This window comes from Saccharibacillus sacchari DSM 19268 (genome assembly GCF_000585395.1).
Lineage (GTDB): Bacteria > Bacillota > Bacilli > Paenibacillales > Paenibacillaceae > Saccharibacillus > Saccharibacillus sacchari.
Window position 1 is genome coordinate 2937967 of the sequence record NZ_KK073875.1, and the last position, 26110, is coordinate 2964076.

A 26110-nucleotide genomic window follows, 5' to 3' on the forward strand; every position below is an offset into this window, starting at 1 on the left:
TTCCGGTCAACGTGCCGATAACGGCTGTGACGGAAAGGTTTTTTTCATACGGATAATAAGAAAAAGCCAATCAGTGCTCGATAGGGCGTCGTTCGAATCCGCGAGCCGCAGGCAGATCCTCCAGCGGCTCGGCGTCTTCCATGAATTCATCCAGATCCCGGTCGGCCTTGTTCTGGTTGCATAGCATGCAGGCGCAGACGCAGTTGAGCGGCGTCGTATGCCCGCCTTTCGCGCGCGGCAGCAGATGGTCGATCGTATCGCCGTATTCGCCGCAGAAGTGGCAGGTGTAGCGATCTCGCTCCAGAATGTAACGGCGGAAGGAACGGTTCGTGTAAAGCCGACGAATCGTAAACCGATTCACGACGACGGCTGCATGTTCCCGAACGAGACAGCGCGCCATCTCCAGATCGGTCTCCTGCTGCCAGCGGCGCCCCTTGTCCGTTCGGCCGCGCATGCGTACCGTTCCCTGCTTGGTCGTGCGCAGCTCGGCTTCGCGCGTCGGTTCCAGCAGGGCCCCCTCCGGAGGCTCCGGAGGGGGACGACGGAATCGGCGTTTGGGAATCGTCTCAAGCGCGTCTTCTTCCAAGTCCAAAGATCGGGCGGGCCCGGCCGCCAGCGGCAGAGGCAGCGGGTCCGAAGCGGTCTCGTCATCGGTAAGCCTTGCTGCTCGTCTGCGCTTGCGACAGTCCCGGCAGGCGCCGCGCCGCGATTCATGTCCGGACCTCTTGCCCGTTCGACGCAGGAAGTCGCCCAGGGGCTTCGTTTCTCCGCAATACAGACATGCCTTAACCGTAACGGCTTCGGAGGCATGCGTCGGATGGTCTTCAATCGCGATAGATGCCGAAGCTTCGTCTTGATAAGGGAGAGCTTGCGGTGCAGGCTCCGGCTCCGTCATCAAATCCGGAGCGTATGCCAAACGATGGTCCGCTGAGGCCGTCCGATCGGACGGCTTGGGGTCCGGCCATACGACTTTAGGTCTCGGCGCGGCTTCAGCGGTGTATTGAGGTGCCGATTTGGCGGCTCCGCCTTGTCTTCGCTTACGCTGTCGCTTCCGCGGTTTGGAGTCGGGCTTTGCCGAAGCTGCCTCTTCGCTTGTTGAAGCCTTTGCTTGGGCTTCCGGCAGCGGAGAAGGCGGATTGCCGGAGCGTTGGACGGAACCTGTATCGACTGTTGCAGGCGCCGAACTTTTTTTTCGGCGTCGTCGTTTGCGTTTCCGAAGACTGGCGGTTGGCTCTGCTTCCGATGCGGATGGAGCGTCGGCCTGCTCGACGGGAGCCGAGGACGTTTTTTCGGAGTCCGCTGCCGCTGCCTGTTCCGCAGCTTGAGACGTGCTCGTCGGCGAGGCGTTTTTTTTGCGTCGACGACGCTTGCGCCCGCTGCGCGGCGGCTGAGATGGATCTTGCGCCGAACGGTCCTGTTGCTCTACGGAAGATTCGGCTGTACGTGTATTCGCAGTCCGTGCATCCGGTATGGATTGTCCGGTTTCGTTCGGCGTATCGGAGGAGGGGGGAGCGACAATGGTTTCAGATCTAGGCGTTGAAGAGTTGCCTTGGTTTCGTTTGCGTCTCATGGGTACGATCCTCCTTCCTGTTTCGTGAAGCATATTCGGCGGCCGTTCGCGTGAATTAACCGATCGTGACTTTGCCTTCCGGATAACGGAACGGTTCATTATCCATTCGCGGCGTTAACGTGAAGGCCAACGTGATCGGGCCGAGACGGCCGACGAACATCAGCATAATAATCATGAACTGACCGAACGGCGTGAGTTGAGAGGTCAATCCCATCGAGATCCCCGCGGTTGCATAGGCAGAAGTCGTCTCGAACAGAATGCCCAGGAACGAAAAGTTTTCCGTCGCGGACAAGATCATGGCGGCAACGACGATCAAAAGGAACGAGAGCAGCGAGAATGTGATTGCTTTATACACCCGGTCCGAACCGATTCGATAGCGGAAAAAGACGATATCTTGCTTGCCGCGTATCATGGCGAGCACGGCTCCGATGAGGATGGCGAACGTCGTCACCTTGATCCCGCCGCCTGCCGATCCCGGAGCCGCGCCGATGAACATCATGATGACCATGAAAAACTGCGTGGCTTGGCGCATTCCTGCCACATCCAGCGTCATCATGCCCGCCGAACGCGACGTGATCGATTGGAAAAGAGAAGCAAATATTTTCCCCGACGCATCCAATGATTTCAGTGTGGCCGGATTCGTGAATTCAAAAATGAAAATGACGACCGCGCCGACAACGACGAGCAATCCGGTCATGAACAAAACGACCTTACTATGCAGGGAAAGCTTGCGTTTTTGAGGAAAATCGAGCAAGTCGGCAATGACGATAAAGCCGATGCCGCCAAGCAAAATCATCGGCATGGCAATCAAGTTGACGAACGGGTCATCCACATAATGAATCAGACTGCCGGCCCGGCCTTCGATGGCTCCGAATAGATCGAACCCGGCATTATTAAAAATAGAAATGCTATGAAAAGCGCCGAAGTAAGCAGCCCGGCCCAGCGGCATTTCGAAGGCAAAACGGATAAACAACATTAACGCTCCGACAGTCTCGATAACCAAGGCATACAGCATCACTTTGCGAATCAAGCGAATGATGCCTTCCGTGGAATGTTGGCTCAGCGTCTCCTGAAGAATCAGACGCTCGCGGAACGTGATTCGGCGGCGAAACACCAAAGCGATCAGCGTAGCGACGGTCATGAAGCCCAGGCCGCCTATTTGAACGAGTCCGATAATGACCAACTGGCCGAACGTGGTCAGGTCAACGCCGGGATTCAATACGGACAGTCCGGTGACGCAGGTTGCGGAAGCCGCCATAAACACAGCGTCGAGATAAGGCATGGATTCGCCGGAGCTGGACGCTGCCGGAAGATAAAGCAGGCCGGAACCGGCCAAAATCATGATGAGGAATCCGACGGCCAACACTTGGGGAGGATTGAGTCTGAGCAGCGGATTTCGGCTTTTTACAGGTTTGAACATCTTAAGTCCTCGCGTTATAGGATAGAAATGGGATTTCCGATTCATTGTATTACCGGCGTGTGTCAAAGTAAAGAACTCGGTGTGTTGAACCGGTGACGACCCCGACTTTCCGTGCTAAGATTTGGAGATTGGAAAAAGGGAAAGGAGCTCTTATGCCGACGTTTCGAAGTTTCCTCGACCTGGTCGAGATCCGTACCAAAGTCGCCAGCATGCTGCCTTTTGCATTAGGGACCGTGTATGCCTTGCTGCGATTCGGCGAGTTTCGACCGCTGCATGCGCTGCTGATGCTCGTGTCATTGTTGTCGTTCGATCTGGTGGTCACCGCCATGAACAATTATTACGATTACCGCAAAGCCGTGCGCACGCACGGTTACGGCTATGAAGAGCATAATGCGATCGTCAAGCACGGCTTTAAGCAATGGGTCGTTGTATTGATTATTGTACTGCTGTTCGCCACGGCTGTGACAGCAGGAATTTTATTGGTATTCGAAGCCGGACCATTGGTGCTGCTGCTTGGATTCCTTTCCTTCGGAGTGGGCATCCTGTATTCGTTCGGACCGATTCCGATCTCCCGCATGCCGCTCGGCGAGCTGTTCTCCGGTTTGTTCATGGGATTCGTGATCACGTTCGTCGCAGCCTACATCCAGGCGCCGCCCGATATGATCGCTTCGTTGGATTATGCGGAGGGCTGGTTCGATCTTCACGTGAACGGATTGGAAGTTTTGCTGATTCTGTTGGTTTCGGTGCCTGCGGTTGCGAGCATCGCAAATATCATGCTAGCCAACAATATCAGCGACATGGAAGAAGACGTGGAAAATAGCCGCTACACGCTGCCGGTCTACATCGGTCGCCCGGGTGCGCTCAAGTTGTTCGCGGCGATCTACTACGTATCGTATCTGGATGTATTCGTGCTGCTGTGGCTCGGCGTGCATCCGCTGCTGCTTCTGCCGATTCTGGCGACGCTGATTCCGCTGCGGAAAAATATCCGAGCTTTTTCGCAGGACCCGTCGAAGCGGCGTACTTTCGTGTTTGCGGTGAAGAACTTCGTGCTGCTTACGGGGGTGCGGGTGGTCGTGATCGCGGTTGCGGCATGGGTGACGGGTTGAAAAAAGAGCAAGACCAGCTGGAGTGAGCGGTCGGCCTTGCACTTGGGGATTCGAGAAAGTTACTTCGGCGGGGGAAGCGAGAAGACTGCGAGGGAAATTCGTTCCGGTCGCGTGTTGAAATCGGGAAAAGGATTAAATTGTAGTGGAATTTTCCCGATTTCAAAGGCGAACACTGTCGTTCCTTCACTGAATTTCCCTCTCCGTCTTCTCGCTTCCGGCTACGTTGGCTTTCTCGACACAACAAGAGCAAGACTGGCCGCGATGGCGGCTGGTCTTGCTCTTTTGGTTTTTGCGATTTTATCGCAGGAACGCAACGAGCTCTCTTTTGGTTTTTGCGATTTTATCGGAGGAACGCAACGAGCTCTTCATTAAATTTCTCCGGTTCGTCCATCATCATGGCGTGGCCGCTTTTTTCGAACGTGACGATATGCGACGTCGCGATGCCGGCGTGCATGGCTTGAGCGAGGCCGTACGGACAGATCTCGTCTTTTTCGCCGTGGAAGATCGCGGTCGGAACGGTGATCTTCGCCAGATCGTCGCGCAGGTCTTCGTCGCGGAGCATTTCGGCGGCGCGCAGCGTGCCGACGGCGGAAGCTTGGAAGGCGACCATTTCGACCCAAGTGCTCGACGACGAGCTTGGTTTTTTGTACGTCAGCATTTTGCCGAACGAAGCGACCATTTTCGGGCGGTCTTCCAGGGTCGGCTGGATGATCTGCTCGTTCACGTCTTCGACTTTCATCGCGTCGGGCACGCCGTCGCGGACGGTGAAGCTTGGCGCTGCCGCGCCTAGAAGGAGCAGCTTCGAGATGCCGTGTCCTTGATGGCGGGCCGCATAACGGACTGCGGTTGCGCCGCCCATCGAGAAGCCGACCAGAATCGCGTCTTCCAGTCCCAACGAATCGATTACGGCGCGTACGTCGTCGGCGTAGCGATCATAAGTATAGCCGTCCCAAGGTGCATCCGATTTGCCGAAACCGCGCGCGTCGATCCCGATACAGCGGAACCCTTGAGCGGGCAGTCGCATATATTGATATTCGAACATCCGTGAATCGAGCGGCCAACCGTGCAGGAAGATCACCGGACGCCCTTGACCTACGTCCTCTACGTAAATATTGACTCCGGATTCTACTTCGACGTATTTTCCCATGTTAGAAAGCCTCCTCAAAGTTGTCTGTCGCATGATGTTTGTTTTTTGCTCTGGCTATGCCCTTATTACCCGGAATTTGAATGTGAATCGCTGGTCGAGCATGAAAAAGGCAGAGCGTAATAATAGATTTCTTTGGACAGAGAAGGCGGTTTGCAACGTATACGGTTTATTTTTCTTGAAAAAGTTCCTACTGGTTTTTTTCGCATTCCGCAAGGGTTTTTGGCGCACCTTTTTCCGAAAGCGTTTTACATTTCAGATTCGATTCTGCCGCTTCGAGGTTATTGTTTAAGCGGACGGGCGAGCAGGGATGGACAGGCTTATGAAAAGAAGCTGCCGCTGCCGCCTGAAGGATCATCAAAACCGCAATGCAGGGAGGCGCATCACATGGCAAAATGGAGCAGACTGCTGGGAGCGACATGCCTACTGGGCGTGCTGCTGACGCTCACGGCCTGCGCAAGCGGCGAGTCGGCCGACGGGAAAGTACATATCGAGTTTTTCCAAAACAAACCGGAAGCCAAAGATTCTTTCGATCGGCTGATCGCCAAGTTCAACGAAGAGAATCCGGATATCGTCGTGACCCAAACCAACCCGCCGGACGCGGAAACCGTACTCATGACCCGAGTCGTCAAAGAAGACGTGCCTGACGTAATCGGCATGGGCGCGACGGACACGTACTCCGTTCTGGGCCAAAGCGAAATCTTCGCGGACCTGACCGGAGAATCCGTATTGGACGGCATCAACCCGCGCTACATGACGATGTTGACGGATTTGACCGGCGAGGACGCCATCACCGGCATTCCGTACGCCGCTAATGCCGACGGCATCATGTACAACCGGACCATTTTCGAAGAGCAAAATCTTGAGGTGCCCAAGACTTGGGACGAGCTGATGGATACGGCGCAGAAGCTTCAAGACGCAGGAATCACTCCGTTCTACCTGACGTATAAAGACGACTGGACCACTAACTTGCTCTTCAATGCGCTCGCGCCGAATATCGCGGGCATCGACTTTTTCCTGCAACGCCGCGACGATCAGGTGACGTTCGAGGACCCGGTCATGCGCGAAATCGCGGAAAAAGCGCTCGCCGTGCTGCCTTACGGAACGAACGACAATTTCGGCCGCACCTATGCCGACGGCAACCGCGCTTTCGCCAACGGGGAAGCCGCCATGTACATTCAAGGCACCTGGGCGATTCCCGAAATCCGCAAAGCCAACGCCGATATTGATCTCGGCTTCTTCGCGACTCCGACCGGAGACGACGCCGAGTCCAATAACCTGGTATCCGGTGTGGACACCCTGCTCGCCGTTGCCGAAAGCACCGAGCACCGCGAAGAGTCCCTGAAATTTATCGACTTCCTGCTGGCGGACGAGAATATCTCGCAATATATCCAAGAACAAACGGCGTTCTCCGCCGTCGAAGGCATCGACCAAGAAGACCCGGCCCTGACCGAACTGCAACCGTACTTCGAATCCGGACGCTTGGTCGACTTCGCCGACCACTACATCCCGGCCGCCGTCCAGCTCAATTCCCTCGTTCAGGAATTCCTGCAACGCGGCGACGTCGACGCGTTCCTGAAACGCCTCGACAGCGAATGGACGAAAGTCGCGAACCGAAGATCGTAAATACAGTCCGGCGGCCTAGATACAAGGCCGCCTGCCCTACCCCTAAACCCAAAACGTAACTCCGACGTACAAGCGTGAGCGGAGGGCGGGGATTCCCGAAGAAGCGTAGCGCTCGCCTTCGAGATCCGATTTTCACCTTATAAAAGTTCAATCGAAAAATCGGATCGAGACAGCGATCGCAGGGACTCCCCGCCCGCAGCGCCACCCACGCACCAAACCGTCGAAAAGGAGGATTAACGTGGCCAAAAGAAAAGCCGCCTTTTACTGGATGACCATACCCGCCCTGCTGCTGTTTTTCGTTTTCCATACGTTTCCGGCTTTGCAAGGGGTGTTCTATTCCTTCACCAACTGGAACGGATTCGCCAAAACGTACGAATTCGTCGGTTTTAAAAACTACTACTACTTGTTCCAAGACGACAACGTGGGCAACGCCTACTGGTTCACGTTCAAGTTCGCGATTCTAGTCACCATCGTCATCAACGTGCTTAGTTTGCTGATCGCGATGGGCTTGAACGCCAGCATCAAAGCCCGGAACTTTTTCCGGGGCGTCTACTTCCTGCCGAATATCCTGAGCGTCCTGATCGTCGGCTACATATTCAATTACCTGTTCTCCAACGTGTTCACGGTCTGGGGCGAAAACCTGGGCTGGGATTGGCTCTCGACCAACCTGCTCGGCAGCCAGACGATGGCCTGGATCGGCGTCGTGTTCGTCGCCGTCTGGCAGGGCATCGCGCTGAACACCATCTTGTACCTGTCCGGTCTGCAAACGATCCCGACGCAGCTGTACGAAGCTTCCGGACTCGACGGCGCGAACAAATGGCAGGAATTCTGGAAAATCACGTTCCCGCTGATCGCTCCGTTTTTCACGATCAATATGGTTCTCGCCATGAAAAATGCCTTGATGGTGTTCGACCTGATCGTCGCGCTGACCAACGGCGGACCGGGCCGCGCCACGCAGTCGATCTCCCACCTGATCTACACGGGCGGCTTCGAAGGCGGCGAATTCGCGTATCAATCGGCTAACTCCGTGATCTACTTTATCGTCATCGCCGTGATCTCGATCGTGCAGATCCGATACTTGCAAAGAAGGGAGACGGATATGTAATGAAAAGCCGCAAACGTACCAACTGGGTCGCGATGATCCTGATTGCGCTCGGGACGGTCTTTATTCTGTTCCCGCTGTACATGGCCGTCACCATCGCGCTCAAAAACCAAAACGATATGCTGAACTCGATCTTCGGCCTGCCGACGAATCTGCGGTTCGAAAATTTCGCCAAAGCGATCGAGATGACGAACTTTTTCCAAGCGCTCGGCAATAGTGCGATCGTGACGATCTCCACCGTCGTGTTGACGATTCTCAGCAACTCGCTCGTCGCTTACGCGGTCGCCCGCAATATGGGTAAAAGCAAGTTTTTCAAAGGACTGTACTTTTACTTCATCAGCGCCATGTTCATTCCGTTTCCGATCATCATGCTGCCGATCGTCAAACTGACGGCTTCGTTCGGCATGACCAATTTGTTCGGGCTGATCATTTTGCACACGGTGTACGGGCTGGCGTTTAACGTATTCATCTACGTCGGCTATATCCGTTCGATTCCGATCGACCTGGAAGAAGCGGCGACGGTGGACGGAACAGGGACGTTCGGGACGTTCGTGCGCATCATTTTCCCGCTGATGGCTCCGATCAACGCCACGGTGGGCATTCTGATCTGCTTGTCCACGTATAACGACTTCCTGCTGCCGCTCGTTATTATCAGCGATCAGTCGCAGTATACGCTGCCGCTGGTGCAGTACGTGTTCCAGGGACAGTTCAACACCGAGTTCAACCTGGCGTTCGCTTCGTATCTGCTGGCGATGCTGCCGATGGTCGTCATCTATCTGTTTGCGCAGAAGTGGATCATCAACGGCGTTACGCAGGGTGCCGTGAAATAAGGAATTTTCGCATCATTCATACCTATTCTAAAAAGAAACGTTCGAGCGCCGAATTTTGGCACTTTGAGCGTTTCTTTTTGACGTACGCTATAATAATCGCACAAGGCGAATCGGCCCGATCAAGGGAGGAATACGTATGCCGATGGTGGCATTTAACGATGAACGACTGGAAATTGAATGCGGGGATAGGGTCGTCGCTTTGCTGGCAAAAGAGTATGCGTTGCTGCGTTATTTGCATCGGAATGCGAATCATGTCTTCAGCCGCGAGCAGCTGCTTGACCGGGTGTGGGCGGGCGAGTATCCGGTGGATCGCACGGTAGATGATCATATTTATCGGCTGCGCAAAAAACTCAAGGGGATTGAAGGTCTTTCGATTGAGACGATCCGGGGCGTCGGTTATGGATTGACGTTGCGTCCTGCTGTCGATCGCACCCCTTCTTTGCATGATCCGGCGGTGCAGGAGGCCATGAACGGCGTGTTTGCGCGCTATCATCGGCTTGGCCAGGGGCACGCCATGTTGGCGCTGGCCGGACAACGCAAGGAGCTGGGGTTTGAATTGGACTCTTTTTACCGGCTGTATGTTCATTTCGTGCAAGGGGATTTGCGTTGGTTCCTGGATGCGGACGAGGTGCCGATGAAGGACCGCTTTTATTGGCTGCTGCTGTTTCATATGTGTGCGGACTCGACCCGGCCAAAGGCCGCGCTATGCGAAAGAGCGCTCCGGCTGCATGCCATGCACGGTGAAGGGCATCGGGAGATGGAGATTCTGAACATCGCGGATCTGTATGCGTCGGAAGGCAGGATCAAGGACGCTTTATCGACATTAGCCTTGGGCGTGCGGACGTCTGAGGAGCAGGGGTTGGACGGTTTCGTGATTCCGCTGGAAGTCAGTCGATTGTACGTGGAACTATTGAGCGGAACATCGGAACTGGCTCTTGCCGGGCAGTCCGCGAAGATTGCGACGCTGCTGGAACGGGAGCCCCATTTGCGCGAATTGGCCGGATATCGAATGATCGAAGGGGTTCGTTTACTATTGGCGGGACATTCTGCGCAGGGGGAGGAGTTGATGCAAGAAGGGGTGGACACGTTCGAACATTCGGGATTTGTCCCGCACCGTTTGCTGGCTCTCCTGCGGGTTCGCGGCATTTTGCATCAACGTTTACCGGGCAGCAGGATCGAACGGAAATACTCCGCGATCCTTGAGTCTGAATATGAACGCTTCGGGCTGCATGAATTACTCCCGCGACTGGTCGAGACCATAGAGAAACATTTGGACCACTTGGAGGCTCAAGATACCGGATAACCAACAATCCGAGCCGCTCTGATAAACCTCTGACAATTCCCGTTTAGACTGAATCCGATTCAAGACGAAGCTCGGCGTTATGCTGACGGAGAAGGGATGAACAGGAATGAAGAAGTCGCGGGGGCAGAGTGAACAGGCGCTGCATGAACAAGTCGAGAATGAGCAATCCGGTAAAAAGAGGCGAGCGTCGTTGCTTCGGCATCCGGTATTCGGACGAACGTTTACGGCGTACAGTCTGGCGGTATTCGGGGATTGGTTCGATGCGATCGCGATCCAGGTATTGATCGGATACCGATGGCAGGCGAGTCCGTTGGAGATTGCCCTAGTGCCCGTATGTATGGCAGTGCCGGGGTTATTGTTCGGGGCGGCAGCAGGAGCGGCTGCGGATCGCTGGGATAAGCTGAAGTTGATGCGGGTCTGTGATCTGTTGACTGCGCTGGCGACGATTGCGATTTTATTCGTACCCAATATTGTCTGGTTACTGCCGCTGCTGACGGTACGTGCTGCGCTGGGCGTATTTAACGTACCCGCTCAGCAAGCGCTGACGCGCCGGGTGGTGAGTGAAGAGCGGTTGCTGGATGCCACATCGTTGAATGGGCTGGTTGGGCAACTGTCGAGAATTGCGGGGCCTTTGATGGGGGCTGCTGTCTTAGCGCTGCTCTCGCCCCAGGCATGTATTGCAGTCAATGCGGTAGTTCGTTTATTCTCTTACGTGATTTTGCGCACCGTACCGAAGGATGCCATAAGCCAACAGGGGATAGAGGAAACCCAAACAGTTTTTGCAGAAAAAAAACGTACTCGGGCGATGCTGCGCGAAGGTTGGGTCTTTGTGAGACGGACACCGATCCTACGTAACCTCATGTTGTTTGCATTACTCGGTATGTTGGCGATTCAGACGATCGATTTCCAATTTGTTAGTTTGTTTCGCCATATTGCCCCTGATCACGAGACGGCAATCGGCTGGCTGTTGGCGTCTTCCGGAGCGGCGGCTGCGGCTATAGCGGCAGCGAATATGCGCTTTGAGCGACTCCGCCATGCAGGTTGGGCAATCAAGTTGGGAGGAAGTTATGCTTTACTCGGCTTATCCATCCTGGTGATTGGGTTACTGCCGGTTGGAGCGCCGATCTATTCCCTGCTGATCACCGGACTTCTACTGGGCATGGGGAACGGCTTGTTTATGATTACGTTCAACCATGCGCTTCAACAAGAGACGCCGCCTGAACTGACTGGCCGGGTCTTTGGGATTCAAAGTACAGTGTTTGGAGGCGTCATGATTGCCGCTCCTCCGCTTGGTGGATTGCTTGTTCAACAGTGGGGGCCGGGCGAAGTTTTTGCTATAGTGGGTCTTTTGGTGTTCATGCTCGGGTTGACCGGGCTACTCTTCGGACGAAAATTATGGCCGGTCTCATCATCGCTCGAGTCAGATGAAGACGCACGGATAGCTTAATTGGACTTCAATGTTCGGTTTTGAGCATGAAAATGAGTCTTTTCCCCCCTTTTCGGAAGGAAAGGGGCTTTTGTCATGGAACTGTAATACAGGGTTACAACTTTTTATCTGGAAAAATCGCCAGAATGTTTTAAGCTAGAAGATAGAGGGTTTTTCCCTATGGACAAACCTGTTTTTTGAAAACTGACATGTTATGTGAACTGATGAACATATAGGTGCTTCGCGATAAGCCCTTTTAACTCCATATATCCTTCGGGAACGAAATGAGGACATTTATTCATGAAAAAAACACGCCGCCTTGCCGTCTCCGTCCTGGTTTGTCTTTCCGTTGCCGCCGCTGCTCTTACAGCGTCGGCCGCCGCTCCGATCAAAGTGTATCGGGACGGCACCGAAGTCGTGACCGAAGCCTCGCCCCATGTCGTGGAAGGGCAGGTTATGATTCCGTTCAGCTTGGCTGAAGAGTTGTTCGATCGCAAACTCAGCTACGATTCGAAAAACCGCATTATGAACGTGAGTGACCGAAGCGGTCTGATTGCAACATCGGAAGACGGCGCGTTGTCGGTTACGGGCATAGAAGATCGAGACGGCATGTGGGACAATTTGCGTTTGCACGCTAACGGCAGCGAGGTCTATCTTCCCGGAAAAACGATCGGAAGCAACATCAGTTACGCGCCGGAGTTTGCTCGGGCGAACCTGACGGGAGGAACGGAATCGGACATTATCGTCCTGCTGACGCAAGGCTACGGAACAGGCATTTTTATCAATGAAGCCGTTGCGTACACGTCTGATTTGAATCGACTGCCGATCGAAGACGGGGAGGTTGCTTTGCGGAAGCAATTCCGTTCTTCGGAGCAGGCGGACGGTTCCCTGTTGGTGGAAGCCGCGGGCGTATCCACGGTTATTGCGAAGGATCTGATTTTGACGGAAGAAGCGAATCGGGGAGACGGAGCAGGGATCGGCAGCGTCATCCGCTACCAGGTCGAGGACGGAAAATTAACGGTGACGGCCGGCGTGATCGTAGGCACATCGGAATTTATCGGAGACCTTAAGCTTGAGTACACGTATAAGAATGATGTATTGCAGGCCGGGACGGCCGTGTTTACTCCTTATGATGAATACCGCTGAAAGATGACGGGACGGATACAATGGAATAATTCGTGCACGCACAGCGGACGTCCCTCCTGACGACAACGCGCGGCTGCCGCCGATCAGGCGGCCTGACCCGCCGGAACAAGGAGACGAAGAATCCATGGAAGCAATGAATGTCGAGGCGGCAAGCCGGGAGCGGGAAGAAGCCGTGTTATCGATTCGCGACTTGCGCATGAACTATGACGGGCGGTACGTGTTGAACGGAGTGGACCTGGAAGCGCGTCCGAAGCAGATTATCGGATACATAGGCCCCAACGGGGCAGGGAAAAGCACGACGATCAAGATTATGCTGGGACTGGTGAAAGGATACACGGGCGAAGTCCGCCTATTCGGACAGGATATCAAGGAGGCCGGTAACGAGTACAAGCGCCGCATCGGCTATGTACCCGAAACGGCAGAGCTTTACGACAGCTTGACTGCGCGCGAGTATCTGACTTTTACGGGCGAATTATACGGATTGGCGCCGGAATCCGCCGAGCGCAAAGCCAAGGCGCTGATGGACGGGTTCGGTTTGAGCCATGCGATCGATTCCCGCGTAGCCTCGTATTCGAAAGGGATGAAGCAGAAGGTATTGTTGGCTTCAAGCCTGCTGCATGATCCGGATCTGATTTTTCTGGACGAACCGCTGAGCGGTCTGGACGCGAACAGCGTGATGGTGATCAAGGAGCTGCTGGAACTGTTGGCTTCGCGCGGGAAAACGATCTTTTACTCCTCGCACATCATGGATGTGGTGGAGAAGATCAGCAGCCGGATCGTGCTGCTGAGCGGAGGCCGCGTGGCGGCGGACGGAAGCTTCGAGGAACTTCGCGCCAGAGGCGGGGAAAAGTCGCTGGAGGAGTTGTTCAACCAACTGACGGACTTCCATGACCACCGGATCATTGCCGAACGGCTGGTTACGGCTTTGGAGGAACGCTGATATGGGCGAACCTCGCATCCTGCGCGCTTTGGATCGAATTCAGCCGTTGTTCGGACGAATGGGCATCGATTACCCGATCATGCGCCGCGTCCTTGCCCTTAAGCTTACGCTGGATCGTCGCCGCACGACGGGCGTGGCCGCTTTATTCCGTTCGTCCAAGTCGGGCTCCATGGATTTTGGGTTGGGTCGCAAGGGCGGCAACGCCCTGAAGCCGAAAGAAACGGCGGAAGACACGGACGGCGGCTTGCGCCGTACTTTGTTTTTTTACGGATTATATGGAGCGATCTCTTCCTTGTTCATGTTGGCGGGAGGGGCATATTTCTTCCAAGCGGGACTTATCCTGGCGGTGCTATTGTTCATCATGATGACCGCCATGCTGTCGGACTTCTCATCGGTCATGCTTGACGTGCGGGATAAGCCGATCCTGCATACGAAGCCGGTGGATGCTCGCACGCTCGGCATGGCAAAAACCTTACATATCCTGATTTATTTCACGCAGTTCGCGCTGGCGTTAGGCATTGTTCCGATTGCGGTCGGCATATTCAAAAACGGACTGGCCTTTGGCCTGCTGCTTCTGTTGTCTCTTGTACTTGGCGGTTTGCTGGTGGCCGTATTCACGGCATTCGTATACTTGGTGGTCCTCAAATTGTTCGACGGCGAGACGCTGAAGGATATGATCAACTATGTGCAGATCGCGATGACGCTCTTCATGCTGATCGGCTATCAGATTGCGATTCGAGCCATGGACATGTCGCGGATTTCCAGCGAATTTCATCCGGGGTGGTGGGAGTTGGCGATACCGCCTTTGTGGTACAGCGCCGGATTCGAGTGGTTGCTGAACGGACGCGGCGAGCCGCTCTATATCATTCCTGCGCTGCTGGGACTTGTCGTTCCTTTGATCGGGGCGGTGATTTTCTACCGATTCATCCCCGCATTCGAACGCAGTCTTGAAAAGCTGAGCGGCGGTACATCCGGCGGGGGGCGCAAGTCGACGAGCCGCTTCAATCGCTTGCTGGCAAATCTGCTATGTCGAAGCAAAGAAGAGCGGGCGTTCTACGTGTTTGCCTCGGCCATGTTGGCCAGAGAACGGGAGTTCAAGCTCAAAGTTTACCCTTCGCTCGGATTCTCGCTGGCGGTTCCGTTCATCTTTCTGTTTTCTTTCGCCACGGCCGGCGAGGGATTGTCGTCGATCGATTACGCGAACGGGTCGGCTTATCTCAACCTCTACTCCTGCGCGATCATGATTCCTACACTTGTCCTGACACTTAAGTTTTCGGGCAGCTTCAAAGGAAGCTGGATTTATGCTTCCGCGCCGATCGAACGCTTGGGATCGATATACCGGGCAACGTTAAAAGCCTCTTTTGCGCGATTGTTCTTCCCTTTGTTCATGATCGAAGCCGTAATCTTCACGGCGATGTTCGGCGTTCGGATCATTCCCGACCTGATCGTGATCGCGGCGGTTGCGGCTTCGTTGCTTCCTCTTACGCTGCGGATCACGGAACGGGAGCTGCCCTTTTCCCTGCCTTTCCCGACATCCGACCAGAGCGGAGGAATGAAGGTGCTGGGGGTTATGCTGCTGTTGGGCATTTTTGCCGGCGTTCATTATATGGTGGTCACGGCGGTGCCTGTTTACGGCGTCTTTGGACTGATTGCCGCTTCGATCGCGCTCAATATATGGGCTTGGCGCGATACCCTGCATACGAACAAATGAAACACCTTTTACAGCACTATGGAAAAAATGGAAAAGCTATTTCAAACTCTAATGGAATCGGGTAAGATCAAGATAAGAGAAATTTCCTATTTTCAAAAAGACAGATCATGGGGCACGAATCACTTCGATTTCAAGGGGGGCGACGGAACTTATGCAAGAGACGGGGTTGATTCACGATATCGTACACACGGGGGTTCCGGGGCTTGACGAGCTGTTGAACGGCGGAGTACCTCGCGGAACGACCATCATTCTGGAGGGCAATCCGGGAACCGGAAAAACGACGTTGGGCATCCAATTCTTGCTTGAGGGGGCCAGACAGTACGGGGAGTCGGGAATTTATATTACGTTCGAGGAGCTTCCGGAGCAGATTTATCGCGATATGTCCGGCTTCGGCTGGGATTTGAGGGAACTGGAGCGGCAGAACAAACTGCGAATCATTTGTTTGGAACCGGATGTTTTACTGGATCAGATGATGCGAACTGACGGGCTGTTCGAGCAGTTGATTCGCGAGATCGACTGCAAGCGCGTCGTGATCGACAGCATTAGCTTGTTCCGCACGTTGGCGGGTCTGGGCAATGACGGCCGCGAACAGATTTATTCGATTCGCAACATCATGCGCAAATTCGACCTGACGGCCTTTTTCCTGAGAGAGTACGGAGAAACGGAAGGACGTTCCACGCCGTTCGAGAACTATGTCTGCGACGGTATCATTCGCTTGTCGCTGCGCGAGCATCTGGAGAAGTACCGCAAGCGCACGGTCGAAATTCTTAAGATGCGCGGAACCTGTATCGTCGAAGGGGAGCATCACTATCGATTCATGAAGGACGGGATTTGCATCCTGCCGGCATTGTCCATGGTGGAGGACAAGATTCTGAGCGACGGCGTCGAACGCCTGAGTACCGGGATCGAGTCGCTGGACGAACTGCTGATTGGCGGACTTCCGCAAGGAAGCGCGTTCATGCTGGACAGCAACAGCAAAGCCAACTACAAGTACCTGATGAACTCGATTCTTGCCGAAAGGCTGAAACGCGGAGACTGCGTGTTGTTCATGTTGTCGGGACTGAGTTCCGTCGAGACGATCGATCAGACGCTGGAATTGTTCGGAGCTTCGCTGAAAGAAGCGGCGGCGGAGGAAAGAGTCTTTTTCATCGACCACTATCACCGCAAGGTTGAGCCCGAATACGAAAAGCTCGTGATCTACGTTGATCGTCTCTCGAACGAGGAGTACCAGAAGAAGGTGTACGAGGCGATCAATCCGCACTTCCGCGAGACGATGGTGCAGGGCCGACGGTGGTTCATCCACTACGACCTGAACACGATCATTTCCGAGCGGGGCCGCGAGTTCGTCAAACGCAATTTTGCCGACGAGATGGCCCGATGCAGAGCAGCCGGCGTTACGGTACTCTGCCAGACCAACTTTACGGAAATCGGGCTGGAGACGTCTTCCTTCCTCGAGCGTGCCTCCAACGGAGTCATTCGCACTTGGGTGGACGGCAGTTATCAGTATCTTCAGATCACGAAATCCCCGGGCGGCCGCATGTCGGCACCCCATATTGTCGACAATATCAGGGACAGACCGTATGTTAGGCTGATATAGGGGGCTCACGAGAAAGATGACGATTTCGGACCAGGAGTTGTTGAAGCTGCAGATGGAATGTACCGTGTTTTTCGAAAATAATCCTTACGCCTACGAAACCGCGAAGGGACTTTCCAAGAAGCTTGGCCGCGGCGTTGAGCCTCTGGCCATTGTTTTAAACCGTTTGGCCGCAATCTCCATCCTGGAAAAAAGAGGTGAAGGGAACATGGCTATTTATTCGTACAAAACCCCTTATACTCAAAACGAAGTGGAGATCCATTAATATGATCGAGAAAAGCTGGGCAATGGATGTCAAGAAAACCGTCGAAGAAATTCAACATACCTATGCGGAATTTACGAACCTTTCGATCCTGATCGTGGATAGCGAAGGTCGTCCTCTTGTCAAACCGTCCGCGTATCATCCGTTCTTCAAAAAGCTGGTGGAAGCGGACGGAGAAACGAGAGAGCGCTTCTGGCAAGAAGTGCGCCATTATGCAGGACTCACGCGGCCTGCTCTGTGCGATCTTTGGCTGCCGGGCGTCAAGTTTATCATTGCTCCGTTTCGGTCGCCTGCCGGGGATGCCGTCTATTATGTATTGGCCGGCGTACTGATTCAGTCGGGGACGAAGGATCTGCTGGAAGAAGAAGTGGCAGGCTCGGGTCTGTACGACGAAGGCCATAAGCTGTTGCTTGACCTGGTGTTGGAAGCGGAGGAGTTATCTTCCGAAGAGGCCGAGGTGTGGCGCGAGAAGATCGGGAAGTTGGCCGAGACGGCCGAACGCATTCTTCGGTCCGCGTACCGGGAGACGTACGTGCGGGACCGGATCGCGGATCTGCGCGGCATTTTATCCACGGCCCGCAAAGATCGAATTTCCGTAAGCGATACGTTCGAGCAGTTCATGACGTTGAGCAGCGCCGCCGACGTGATGGGCTATGCGCAAAAGATCGGACCGGGCGAATATCGGATCGCCCAGGTTGCCGGAGAAGGAGCCCCCGGGCTTCAAGACGCTGAATTCCGCGAAGGCGAAGGATTTCTGGGCCAGGCCGCGCTGAGCGATAATCCGATGCAGTGGACGGACATCCAGCGTGATCCGAGGGCATTATTCCTGAAGCAGCGGGGGGTCGGCGAATTTTACGGATTACGCTGCTTTCCGGTCCGTGTAGGCGGCGAGCAATTGGGCATTTTGTTCATTGTCAGCAAAACCAAGGTTCAGGTCGATTCCCTGCTGCGCGAGTTTGAAGATACGTTAATCGTGCTGGTCGGCGAATATATCGCCAGCGGAACGATCGAGGCACGCATGGAGCGCCAAATTCAACGGCTTCGCCCGCTGATGGAAGTGACCCGCTTCATGATTTCGGCTCAAAATACGCAGCGGATCATGTTCATGCTGGTGGATATGAGCCTAAGCCTGGTGTGGAATCCTTCCTCGGCGATCATCGTGCACGAGAATGCGAACGGTCAGAAGGTGCAGATCGTCTCGCGCGGCATTGCCAATGACTTTGCGGAACAATATGCGCGCGATGTCGCCAAACGCATTTTGCGCGAAAATTCAAGCTCTCATTCGCTGGGCTTCGAGCTGTCGCAAACCGAAGAAGGCCAGTTGATGATCGAATATCCGATCGTGTACGCAGGCAAAACCCGCGGGGTCCTCGCCGTCTCGCTTAGCAGCGAACAAGAGGCGGAAGAGTGCCGTGAAGTGCTGCTGGCGTTGGCTACGATGGGCAGCATCATTTTGCAATCGGTACACGACCAGCAGCAGCTGAGCCTGCAAAACGAGCGTTTCCTTCGTCTGATGTATACGTCTGCCAAGGCGGGCGAGGACGATCAGGGGAAGAAAACGGACCTATCGCTGCGGCTGCTGGACGAGTATGCCCGCTATGGAGGCATCACGAACGAGGAAGCCTCGCTGTTGCAGCGGGGCACGATGTTATCCGTGCTCGACGACTCCGCGAAGCGCGAGCTGGGCGAAGCTTTTGCCGACGAGTTGGCGGTACTCAAGGAACACCGTGCCATGCTCGACACGGAGGGGCAGACCGGAACTTTTTCCTATTCCAGATATACGCAGATTCTCCGGACGGTGCTGTACTTTGCGGCGCTGGATGAAGAGACGGCAAGCCGGTTGCATCTGACGGGCGTCTCTCCCGAGTTGTTCAATCACTTCCGCAAGTTCATGGCCGTTCGCCACACCGTGCAGAGCGAAGTCGTATTATCCGACGGATCTACGGCTGCATTCAATCCGGCTGAAGCCGAGGAGCGCGGGATCGATGCCATCGTCAAGGAATTCGGATTGTCCAAGCGGGAAAAAGAAGTATTGGAGTTGGTCGTTCGGGCTTCGAGTAATAAAGACATTGCGGCCAAGTTGTTCATCAGCGAGCATACGGTGAAAAATCACTTGACTAACATTTTCAACAAGATGAGCGTAAGCGACCGGGCACAGGCTATCGCAAGAGTGTTCAATCGCGGAATCGGCTAAACGCTACCCTGAATCGAAAAGCATGAATCAGAAGAGCCTTCCTAATTTGGAAGGTTTTTTTGTGATCTTTTGTCATTTTGAATAGTAATATTTTCCCTTTTTCGACGGGAATATGGAAAAATACTGGATGATGATGTATAAAAGTTCCAAAGGTATATTTTTTCTTCGATTTTAGTAGCTAAGTGTATATCTCCTGAAACAACGTCCGTTGTCTATTCGCAGAAAAAGAGGAACAAGAGAGGGTGCTGATGTAGAAATGGAGAAAAGGGCTCAAAAGCGGACGTGGAAATCCTGGGTGAGTGGGTTGATGGCGGTCATATTGTTGATTGCGATGTTCCCATTGGCGCCGGAACGTGCATCGGCAGCGGGGACATTAGGAGTCACGACATCCGTGACCAATCCGCGAGTAGGCGATACTACGGACATTACTCTTGCTTATACGACGACGGCTGTATTAAACCTGGCTATTGGCGATATTGAATATCGTCTTCCGGCCGGCGTCAAAGCGACGACATCCGATCGATTCAACGGGGTCAATTTATCGGCGAACCAAATTTTTGACGGGGGCTCGCGGGTTCGGATTTCAGGGATCAATCTCGTGTTGATCGGTTCCGCCACGTATACGCTTTCGCTTAGAAACAAAACATTGACGCTTCCGGGCGATTATAACTTTCAAGCCAGTACGAACGGTATCGTATTAGGCGTCGTCACCACTTCAAATGTTGCTTCGGGAACGCTGCAGATCCCTTCGCTCGTTCTTCCGGGTTCTTCCGTTACGGCTTTCAATAATCCCGGCAGCAGCGATGCGATCGAGGTAACGGGAGTCAGAACGGATGACATCATCAGGGTGTACGATTCTGCGGCTGCAGCCAATCCTTATGCGCAGCTGACAGCGACCGCGGCAGGAACGTTGAACGTTCCGTTAAGGCTGGCACCTGCGGGAGGCTCGGTCTGGATCAGCATTACGCGAGGAGGAGTAGAAAGCGACAAGGTTTCGGTCAGTTTCCCGGCAGAAGTCGTGCCGGCCATTCCGACTTCTTCGATCACGGTGGCTAACCGCTCTGGAGATTCGGACAGCGTTACGGTGAGTTTCGGTACGAATGCCGAAACAGGCGATGCTTTCCGCGTATATAACTCCGTGAGTGCTACCACTCCGATCGCGACTTCTGATCCGCTATCCGATGGGCAAACTTCTGTGACAACATCTGTCGAATTGTCCGCTTTGGGAGGCACCGTCTATGTGGCGCGTCTGCGCAGCGGACTTGAAAGTACGCGAACGGCTGTCGGCTATCCAATCGAAATTTTGGCAGCTCTGCTGCCTGCGCAAGTGACGATTCAAAATAGATCCGGCAACGAGGATCTTGTGACGATCACCGGTTTGAATCAAGGGGATATCGTGCGTATTTATGCGAGCGACGGTAGGTTGTTGGCTTCGCCTACGGCCAATTCCGGTGGAATCATAGAGGCTCAAGTGCAATTGACCTCGACTTCGGGCAGCGTGAACCTCGTTCTGCTAAGAAACGGGCTTCAAAGCCTTCCTCTTGCCGTATTGTATCCGGCAGAAGTCGTAGAGGCGCTTCTTCCCGCTGCCGTTACGATCGCGAATAATCCCAATGATACGGATACGGTAACGGTCAACGGGCTGTTGGACGGCGATAAAGTCCGGATCGAGTTGAGCCCGACAAACGTAACAACTTTCGACGTAGTCGGCAGCGGCAGCAAACAATTTAACATTGCTCTCGCTCCTACAGGGGGGAGTCTCAAAATCAGCTTGCTGCGCAATAACGTGGAAAGTCCCAGAATCACGTTGTCTTATGGGCCGGAAACCGTAAATCCGCCTGCCGCCGGTTCGATTGCGCCCATCAACAACACAGGAAATCAAGATACGGTCAGAGTAACGGGACTGCAGACGGGAGACGAAGTCATTGCATACGGTACAGCTACCGGCGCATCGGAATTAGGACGGACTACCGTAAACGCGGGAAGCAGCGCGGATATTTCTCTTGCCCTTCTGCCTCAAGGCGGGACGGTGTACGTAGCCGTTCAACGACGCGGTATACTCAGCGGGCGTACTGGAGTCGTATATAATGCGGAGATTGTTCCGGCTCCGTCCGTTTCTTCGATCGTTGTGGAAAACAATCCGTTCGATACGGACTCCGTAACAGTCGGAAATTTGTTGTCGGGCGATGAAGTCCTGATTTATGCAGCCAACGGAACCGACTTGATCCGGCGTGTAACGGCAGTTGCGAACGGCAGTGTGTATTCTGCCGTTGCTGAAGGACTAGCGTTGATTCCGACAGGAGGAAGCATTCGTGTCAGTGTTTTGCGAAACGGGATCGAAAGTTCTAAAACATCCGTTTCGTACGGAGCCGAAGTGGTGTCTCCGCCGCCGCTTGCCACGATCGAAATCGTCAATAATGAAGCGGCCAACCAGGACAGTGTCACAGTTACAGGACTTATCGAGAATGACTCGGTTCGTATTTATCGTGACGGTGAATTACTGGAAGAAGCAGGTGCCGTGACGCAATCCGGCGGCGAATACGCGGCTGCTGCGCTGGTGGAACTTTCAGCCTCCGGCGGAAGTATTGAAGTAAGTATTGTACGCAACGGCGTGGAAAGCGCGGTAACACAAGCCTCTTATCCGGCGGAATCGATCGACTTTGAGGGCTCGGTAACGGTTACGAACGCCGAAGGCGACGAAGATACCGTCGATATTTCCGATATGCAGCCGGGCGATTTGATTATCGTCTACGAAAATGTCGAAGCAGGCGGAGCCGAACTGAATCAAGGTACGGTTAATGCGCAAGGAACGGTTACTATTCCCGTAACGCTTGAACCGGGAGGCGGCGACCTGAGCTTTACGTTCAAGCGCGGCGATTCCAATACAAGCGATCCGGTCAATGTACCTTATGGTCCTGAACGCGTAAGTCCGCCGAGCGCGGCCAACATCGAAGTAATCAACACACCGACCGATTCGGATACGGTAACGATCTCGGAATTATGGCCCGGAGATACCGTTCGTCTCTACTTGGTGGAGGACGGAGTCGAAACATTCGACCAAGAAGTGACCGACACGGACAATGACAGAGTCGTCGAGGTGATTACCGGACTTAATCCGACAGGAGGCATGCTCGCGGTTAAAATCGTTCGCGAAGGTCGGAGCAGCACTTCCACGCGAGTGAATTATGATGCCGAAGTCGTTCCGGCGCTTACGCTTGCACAGATTGCGATCACCAATGCGGTCGGTCCGAACGACGAAGTAGAAGTCGGAGATCTTGAACCGGGAGACGACATCCGCATAGTAAGTTATTCGAGGCAAGGTGTCGAGATAGGCAGCGACAGAGATACGGTTGCGGATGGTCAGGAACAAATCACTTTATCGTTAAGGCTTTCGGAAGCCGGCGGTTATATCACAGCCACCGTTACGCGCCGCGGAGTATTGAGCCAATCGACTACGGTCAATCACGGAGCGGAAGAAGTGCCTGCTCCACCAAGTGAAAATATTGAAGTCGTGAACGAACCGGGCACGGATGAAGATATTGTTCGCGTAGGCGGACTGTTTGAAGGCGACCTTGTGACCGTAACCAATCATGGCGCTTCCGGAGCAGCTTCCAACACTGCCAGTGAACGTGTTGGAGGTTCGGCGAACTCGGTGGAAATTCCGATCGGTCTGGATGCGGCAGGCGGTTATGTGGATGTAACGATAACCCGTTACCAGGACGAAGACGGAAACGGAGGCGAGATCAGTACGCCTACGACCGTAACTTACGAAGCGGAAGTGGTTCCTGATCTGAACGAGAACGACATTACGGTGAGCAATAATACCGGCGCCGGGGATAAGGTCCGCGTTGAAGGGTTAAGCGACGGAGATTCGATACGCGTATACGCCTCGGAAAACGGAAGGTTTTTGGGTGAAGCCCAAGAAGAAGACGGCATAGCCGAAGTGGATGTCGAACTTACTTCGACAGGCGGCAGCGTGCTCGTGACTCTGGTAAGAGGCGGTTCGGAAAGCCAAGGCACGACCGTACCTTACTTGAGCGAAGCGGTAGATCCCGTTCAGGTAGAGAATGTTACGGTCGATAATCAATTGGGTACGGAAAACGACACCGTAACGATCGTCGACCTTGAAGAAGGAGATACGGTCCGGATTACGGAAGGTGGGCGGCAGCTCGCTGAAGAAACAGCAAATAGCGAAGGAACGGTTGTCGCGGATGTCGAGCTGATCGCGACGGGAGGAACGTTGGAAATCGTCGTTATCCGCAATCAGGTAAGCAGCACGCCGGCTTCCGTCGTTTATGCGGCCGAAGTGCTTCCTGCTCCGCTGCTCCAAAATATTACCGTAAACAACGTGTCGAATACAGGGCCGTTGGTTGACAACGTAGAAGTTCGGGGGTTGAACGAAGGCGACGAAGTGTTGGTGTACGATCTGAATTACCAAGAACTCGGAAGCGTTACATCGACAGGAACAGTAGCCACGGTAACGATTCCGGACGGCTTGCAGATCGCGGGAGGAAGTATTTATGTTGAGCTCCAACGCGACGGAGTTGCCAGTCCTTTTACCCGGGTTGATTACGGCCCTGAAACCATCGAACCGATCAATGCGGGACAAGTCTTCGTGAATAATACGGCAAGTGAAAATGACACGGTGAGTGTGGGCGGATTGAACGCCGGCGAATCCGTGGGTATTTACGGAGCGGAAGGCGGGACGCCTGTTGTACAGGTGTATAACGGATCGCCTACGCTGGTCAATCTTACGTTGAATCCGAGCGGTGGAACTTTGAGGCTTGTTCGGATACGCGGCGGCATCGAAAGCCAAGAAATTTCGGTTCCGTTCGCTGCCGAAGAAGTTCCGAACGTAGCTCCGGGCAGCATTGAAGTCTCGAATAATCCGGGCTTGCAAGATGTCGTGACGATCGATGTGACTGCCAATCCGTTCGAGACGGGAGATGTATATGTCGTCTTTGACGAGAACGGAATCGAACTCGGGAGATCGGGTGCAGTAAATAACGACGAAGTTGCGATTTCCGTTATTCTTGCGGCTTCGGGAGGAAGAGTAGAGGTCGCTCTGGAACGCAGGGGCGTGATCGGGCAACGGACAAGCGCAACGTATTCCGCTGAAACTCCTCCTTCGAATCCGGGTCCTGCTGCGGCAGATATCACTGTAACGAACGAAACGGGAAGCAATGATCCGGTTGTTGTTCGCAACATCATTGCAGGAGAGACGGTAGTCGTATACACAAACAATGCTCGAATCGGCGAAGAGACGGCCGTCAACAACGGCAGCGTGACCGTGCGCGTTAATTTGCCGGACGATCAAGGCGGTACGATCGAAGTTGCGATTATTCGCGACGGAACCGAAAGTTTGCGGACACCGGCGGCTTATTACGCAGTCGAAGACGATCGACCGGTTACCCCTGAAGTCGGCAGCGTGACCATTACGCGCTCGACCGATCCAGATGAAGCGGATATCGTGGAAGTGAGAGCTTTGCAGGCAGACGATATCGTTACTTTTTATGACGATACTCAAGTCAATATCGGAACAGCAACAGCAAATTCAGCAGGCGTTGCTACTCTAAGAACGCTGAGATTGAAATCGTATGCCAGCACGTTGACACTTACCGTGCAGCGAGGAACATTCGTTAGCGGTCCGGTATCTGTTCCTTACGAAGCAGGTGTACTGAGACCACCCGTCCCTGAAGACGTTACGATCATCAATAATGAGGCTCCGGAAGCGGATACGATCACCGTTCGCAACGTTCAATCGGGAGACGTAATCCGGGCTTACGAAGGAAACGATCAGACGGAGATCGGAGAAGGTACGGTAGCTACGAACGGAACCAGCGTCAGCTTTGAAGCTGCGTTAGTCGAAGCAGGCGGGGCGGTAACGATTACGATCGAACGCGCAGGTCAAACCAGCGAGCGTTCCCAAGCTATCGCATACAGCGGTATTGCGCAAGCTCCCGATGCGCCGTTGGAAGCGGATGTTACATTTATCAACAATGAAGGTACGACGAACGACACGGTTACGATAAGAAACGTGCAAGACGGGGACTTTATCCGTGTGTATGAAGGAAACGGAACCACACCTATCGGAACGGGCATCGCTACAACCGCTACAGCCAATATTCGGGCTGCTTTAGATGACGCAGGAGGTACGATCACGATCATTATCGATCGTAACGGCCTGCTCAGCGAACGATCGGAAGTTATCAATTATGGGGCCTTCACTGGAGTTCCATCGGCTCCGACCGCTGGGCAAATTGAAGTAACAAATACGGACACGACGAAAACTGTTACGGTATCCGGTCTGCAAGCTGGAGACGTGGTCAACGTGTACGAAGTCGGCGATTTGACGACGTCGATCGGCACGGGCACGGTAGCTGCCGACGGCACGAGTGTCGTGGTCAATACCGATCTCGATGCCGCAGGCGGAGAAATCGTGGTCATTGTGACGCGAGACGGACAAGCTAGTTCGCCGTCGGAAGCTGTGTCGTACGACGAAGAAGAAACAACGACGGCACCGCCGGCTCCGGCCGCCGGGCAAATTGAAGTAACGAATACGGACACGACGAAAACTGTTACGGTATCCGGTCTGCAAGCTGGAGACGTGGTGAACGTGTACGAAGCCGGCGATTTGACGACGTCGATCGGCACGGGCACCGTAGTTACCGACGGCACGAGTGTCGTGGTGCAGACCGATCTGGATGCCGCAGGCGGAGAAATCGTGGTCATTGTA

16 protein-coding genes are annotated in these 26110 nt (G+C 54.2%); 13 read left to right on the forward strand and 3 right to left on the reverse strand.

Features of this window, described 5'->3' with window-relative positions; translation table 11 throughout:
• Positions 1–70: 70 nt before the first annotated feature.
• Together SACSAC_RS28440 and SACSAC_RS12635 are read right to left on the reverse strand one after the other, a co-directional pair.
• Positions 71–1570 carry an HNH endonuclease gene (locus SACSAC_RS28440; protein ID WP_245608632.1) on the reverse strand — a complete coding sequence of 500 codons (1500 nt, stop codon included), beginning with the start codon at positions 1568–1570 and terminating at the stop codon, positions 71–73.
• 55 nt (positions 1571–1625) lie between these two features.
• Complete coding sequence (locus SACSAC_RS12635; protein ID WP_037286879.1) at positions 1626–2990, reverse strand: TrkH family potassium uptake protein; 1365 nt, start codon at positions 2988–2990, stop codon at positions 1626–1628.
• Positions 2991–3142: 152 nt separating this feature from the next.
• Between SACSAC_RS12635 and SACSAC_RS12640 the strand changes: the two genes are divergently transcribed.
• On the forward strand, positions 3143–4096 hold the full coding sequence (locus SACSAC_RS12640) for a 1,4-dihydroxy-2-naphthoate polyprenyltransferase (protein WP_037286882.1): 954 nt from the start codon (positions 3143–3145) through the stop codon (positions 4094–4096).
• A 340-nt stretch (positions 4097–4436) separates the two neighbouring features.
• On the opposite strand, the gene SACSAC_RS12645 is transcribed toward SACSAC_RS12640, so the two are convergent.
• Positions 4437–5276, reverse strand: coding sequence for an alpha/beta fold hydrolase (locus SACSAC_RS12645; protein ID WP_156950996.1), 840 nt, complete (start codon positions 5274–5276; stop codon positions 4437–4439).
• Between the two features lie 351 nt (positions 5277–5627).
• On the opposite strand from SACSAC_RS12645, the gene SACSAC_RS12650 reads away from it, so the two are divergent.
• The 12 genes from SACSAC_RS12650 to SACSAC_RS28235 form a co-directional block, all read left to right on the forward strand.
• Entirely contained in the window at positions 5628–6866 is a 1239-nt protein-coding gene (locus tag SACSAC_RS12650) for an ABC transporter substrate-binding protein (RefSeq protein WP_037286888.1), read from the forward strand.
• Positions 6867–7134: 268 nt separating this feature from the next.
• Positions 7135–7971, forward strand: a complete 837-nt coding sequence (locus SACSAC_RS12655) for a carbohydrate ABC transporter permease (RefSeq protein ID WP_156951127.1) — start codon at positions 7135–7137, stop codon at positions 7969–7971.
• Positions 7971–8798, forward strand: coding sequence for a carbohydrate ABC transporter permease (locus SACSAC_RS12660; protein ID WP_037286894.1), 828 nt, complete (start codon positions 7971–7973; stop codon positions 8796–8798). Before SACSAC_RS12655 ends, SACSAC_RS12660 begins: the two co-directional genes overlap by 1 nt.
• A 136-nt stretch (positions 8799–8934) precedes the next feature.
• Positions 8935–10101: a winged helix-turn-helix domain-containing protein gene (locus tag SACSAC_RS12665; protein ID WP_051507080.1), complete on the forward strand. Its 1167-nt coding sequence runs from the start codon at positions 8935–8937 to the stop codon at positions 10099–10101.
• 106 nt (positions 10102–10207) lie between these two features.
• Positions 10208–11548, forward strand: coding sequence for an MFS transporter (locus SACSAC_RS12670; protein ID WP_051507081.1), 1341 nt, complete (start codon positions 10208–10210; stop codon positions 11546–11548).
• A gap of 279 nt (positions 11549–11827) precedes the next feature.
• Positions 11828–12673 carry a hypothetical protein gene (locus tag SACSAC_RS12675; RefSeq protein ID WP_037286897.1) on the forward strand — a complete coding sequence of 282 codons (846 nt, stop codon included), beginning with the start codon at positions 11828–11830 and terminating at the stop codon, positions 12671–12673.
• 124 nt (positions 12674–12797) lie between these two features.
• Positions 12798–13613 carry an ABC transporter ATP-binding protein gene (locus tag SACSAC_RS12680; RefSeq protein WP_245608633.1) on the forward strand — a complete coding sequence of 272 codons (816 nt, stop codon included), beginning with the start codon at positions 12798–12800 and terminating at the stop codon, positions 13611–13613.
• A gap of 1 nt (position 13614) precedes the next feature.
• Positions 13615–15324 carry a hypothetical protein gene (locus SACSAC_RS12685; protein WP_037286900.1) on the forward strand — a complete coding sequence of 570 codons (1710 nt, stop codon included), beginning with the start codon at positions 13615–13617 and terminating at the stop codon, positions 15322–15324.
• Positions 15325–15475: 151 nt separating this feature from the next.
• Positions 15476–16921: an ATPase domain-containing protein gene (locus tag SACSAC_RS12690; RefSeq protein ID WP_037286903.1), complete on the forward strand. Its 1446-nt coding sequence runs from the start codon at positions 15476–15478 to the stop codon at positions 16919–16921.
• 16 nt (positions 16922–16937) lie between these two features.
• Entirely contained in the window at positions 16938–17183 is a 246-nt protein-coding gene (locus SACSAC_RS12695) for a hypothetical protein (RefSeq protein WP_037286906.1), read from the forward strand.
• A 1-nt stretch (position 17184) separates the two neighbouring features.
• Positions 17185–19374: a LuxR C-terminal-related transcriptional regulator gene (locus SACSAC_RS28655; protein ID WP_051507082.1), complete on the forward strand. Its 2190-nt coding sequence runs from the start codon at positions 17185–17187 to the stop codon at positions 19372–19374.
• 307 nt (positions 19375–19681) lie between these two features.
• On the forward strand, positions 19682–26110 hold a 6429-nt coding region (locus SACSAC_RS28235; RefSeq protein WP_169833771.1), incomplete at its 3' end, for a BslA/BslB family hydrophobin.

Excerpts from the sequence above, each read along its gene's own strand:
- SACSAC_RS12635 (WP_037286879.1), bottom strand. The coding sequence starts at position 2,990 with ATGTTCAAACCTGTAAAAAGCCGAAATCCGCTGCTCAGACTCAATCCT.
- SACSAC_RS12685 (WP_037286900.1), top strand. The coding sequence starts at position 13,615 with ATGGGCGAACCTCGCATCCTGCGCGCTTTGGATCGAATTCAGCCGTTG.
- SACSAC_RS12660 (WP_037286894.1), top strand. The coding sequence starts at position 7,971 with ATGAAAAGCCGCAAACGTACCAACTGGGTCGCGATGATCCTGATTGCG.
- SACSAC_RS12645 (WP_156950996.1), bottom strand. The coding sequence starts at position 5,276 with ATGCGACAGACAACTTTGAGGAGGCTTTCTAACATGGGAAAATACGTC.
- SACSAC_RS12665 (WP_051507080.1), top strand. The coding sequence starts at position 8,935 with ATGCCGATGGTGGCATTTAACGATGAACGACTGGAAATTGAATGCGGG.
- SACSAC_RS12650 (WP_037286888.1), top strand. The coding sequence starts at position 5,628 with ATGGCAAAATGGAGCAGACTGCTGGGAGCGACATGCCTACTGGGCGTG.
- SACSAC_RS12640 (WP_037286882.1), top strand. The coding sequence starts at position 3,143 with ATGCCGACGTTTCGAAGTTTCCTCGACCTGGTCGAGATCCGTACCAAA.
- SACSAC_RS12695 (WP_037286906.1), top strand. The coding sequence starts at position 16,938 with ATGACGATTTCGGACCAGGAGTTGTTGAAGCTGCAGATGGAATGTACC.
- SACSAC_RS12690 (WP_037286903.1), top strand. The coding sequence starts at position 15,476 with ATGCAAGAGACGGGGTTGATTCACGATATCGTACACACGGGGGTTCCG.
- SACSAC_RS12680 (WP_245608633.1), top strand. The coding sequence starts at position 12,798 with ATGGAAGCAATGAATGTCGAGGCGGCAAGCCGGGAGCGGGAAGAAGCC.
- SACSAC_RS12655 (WP_156951127.1), top strand. The coding sequence starts at position 7,135 with ATGACCATACCCGCCCTGCTGCTGTTTTTCGTTTTCCATACGTTTCCG.
- SACSAC_RS28655 (WP_051507082.1), top strand. The coding sequence starts at position 17,185 with ATGATCGAGAAAAGCTGGGCAATGGATGTCAAGAAAACCGTCGAAGAA.
- SACSAC_RS12670 (WP_051507081.1), top strand. The coding sequence starts at position 10,208 with ATGAAGAAGTCGCGGGGGCAGAGTGAACAGGCGCTGCATGAACAAGTC.
- SACSAC_RS12675 (WP_037286897.1), top strand. The coding sequence starts at position 11,828 with ATGAAAAAAACACGCCGCCTTGCCGTCTCCGTCCTGGTTTGTCTTTCC.
- SACSAC_RS28440 (WP_245608632.1), bottom strand. The coding sequence starts at position 1,570 with ATGAGACGCAAACGAAACCAAGGCAACTCTTCAACGCCTAGATCTGAA.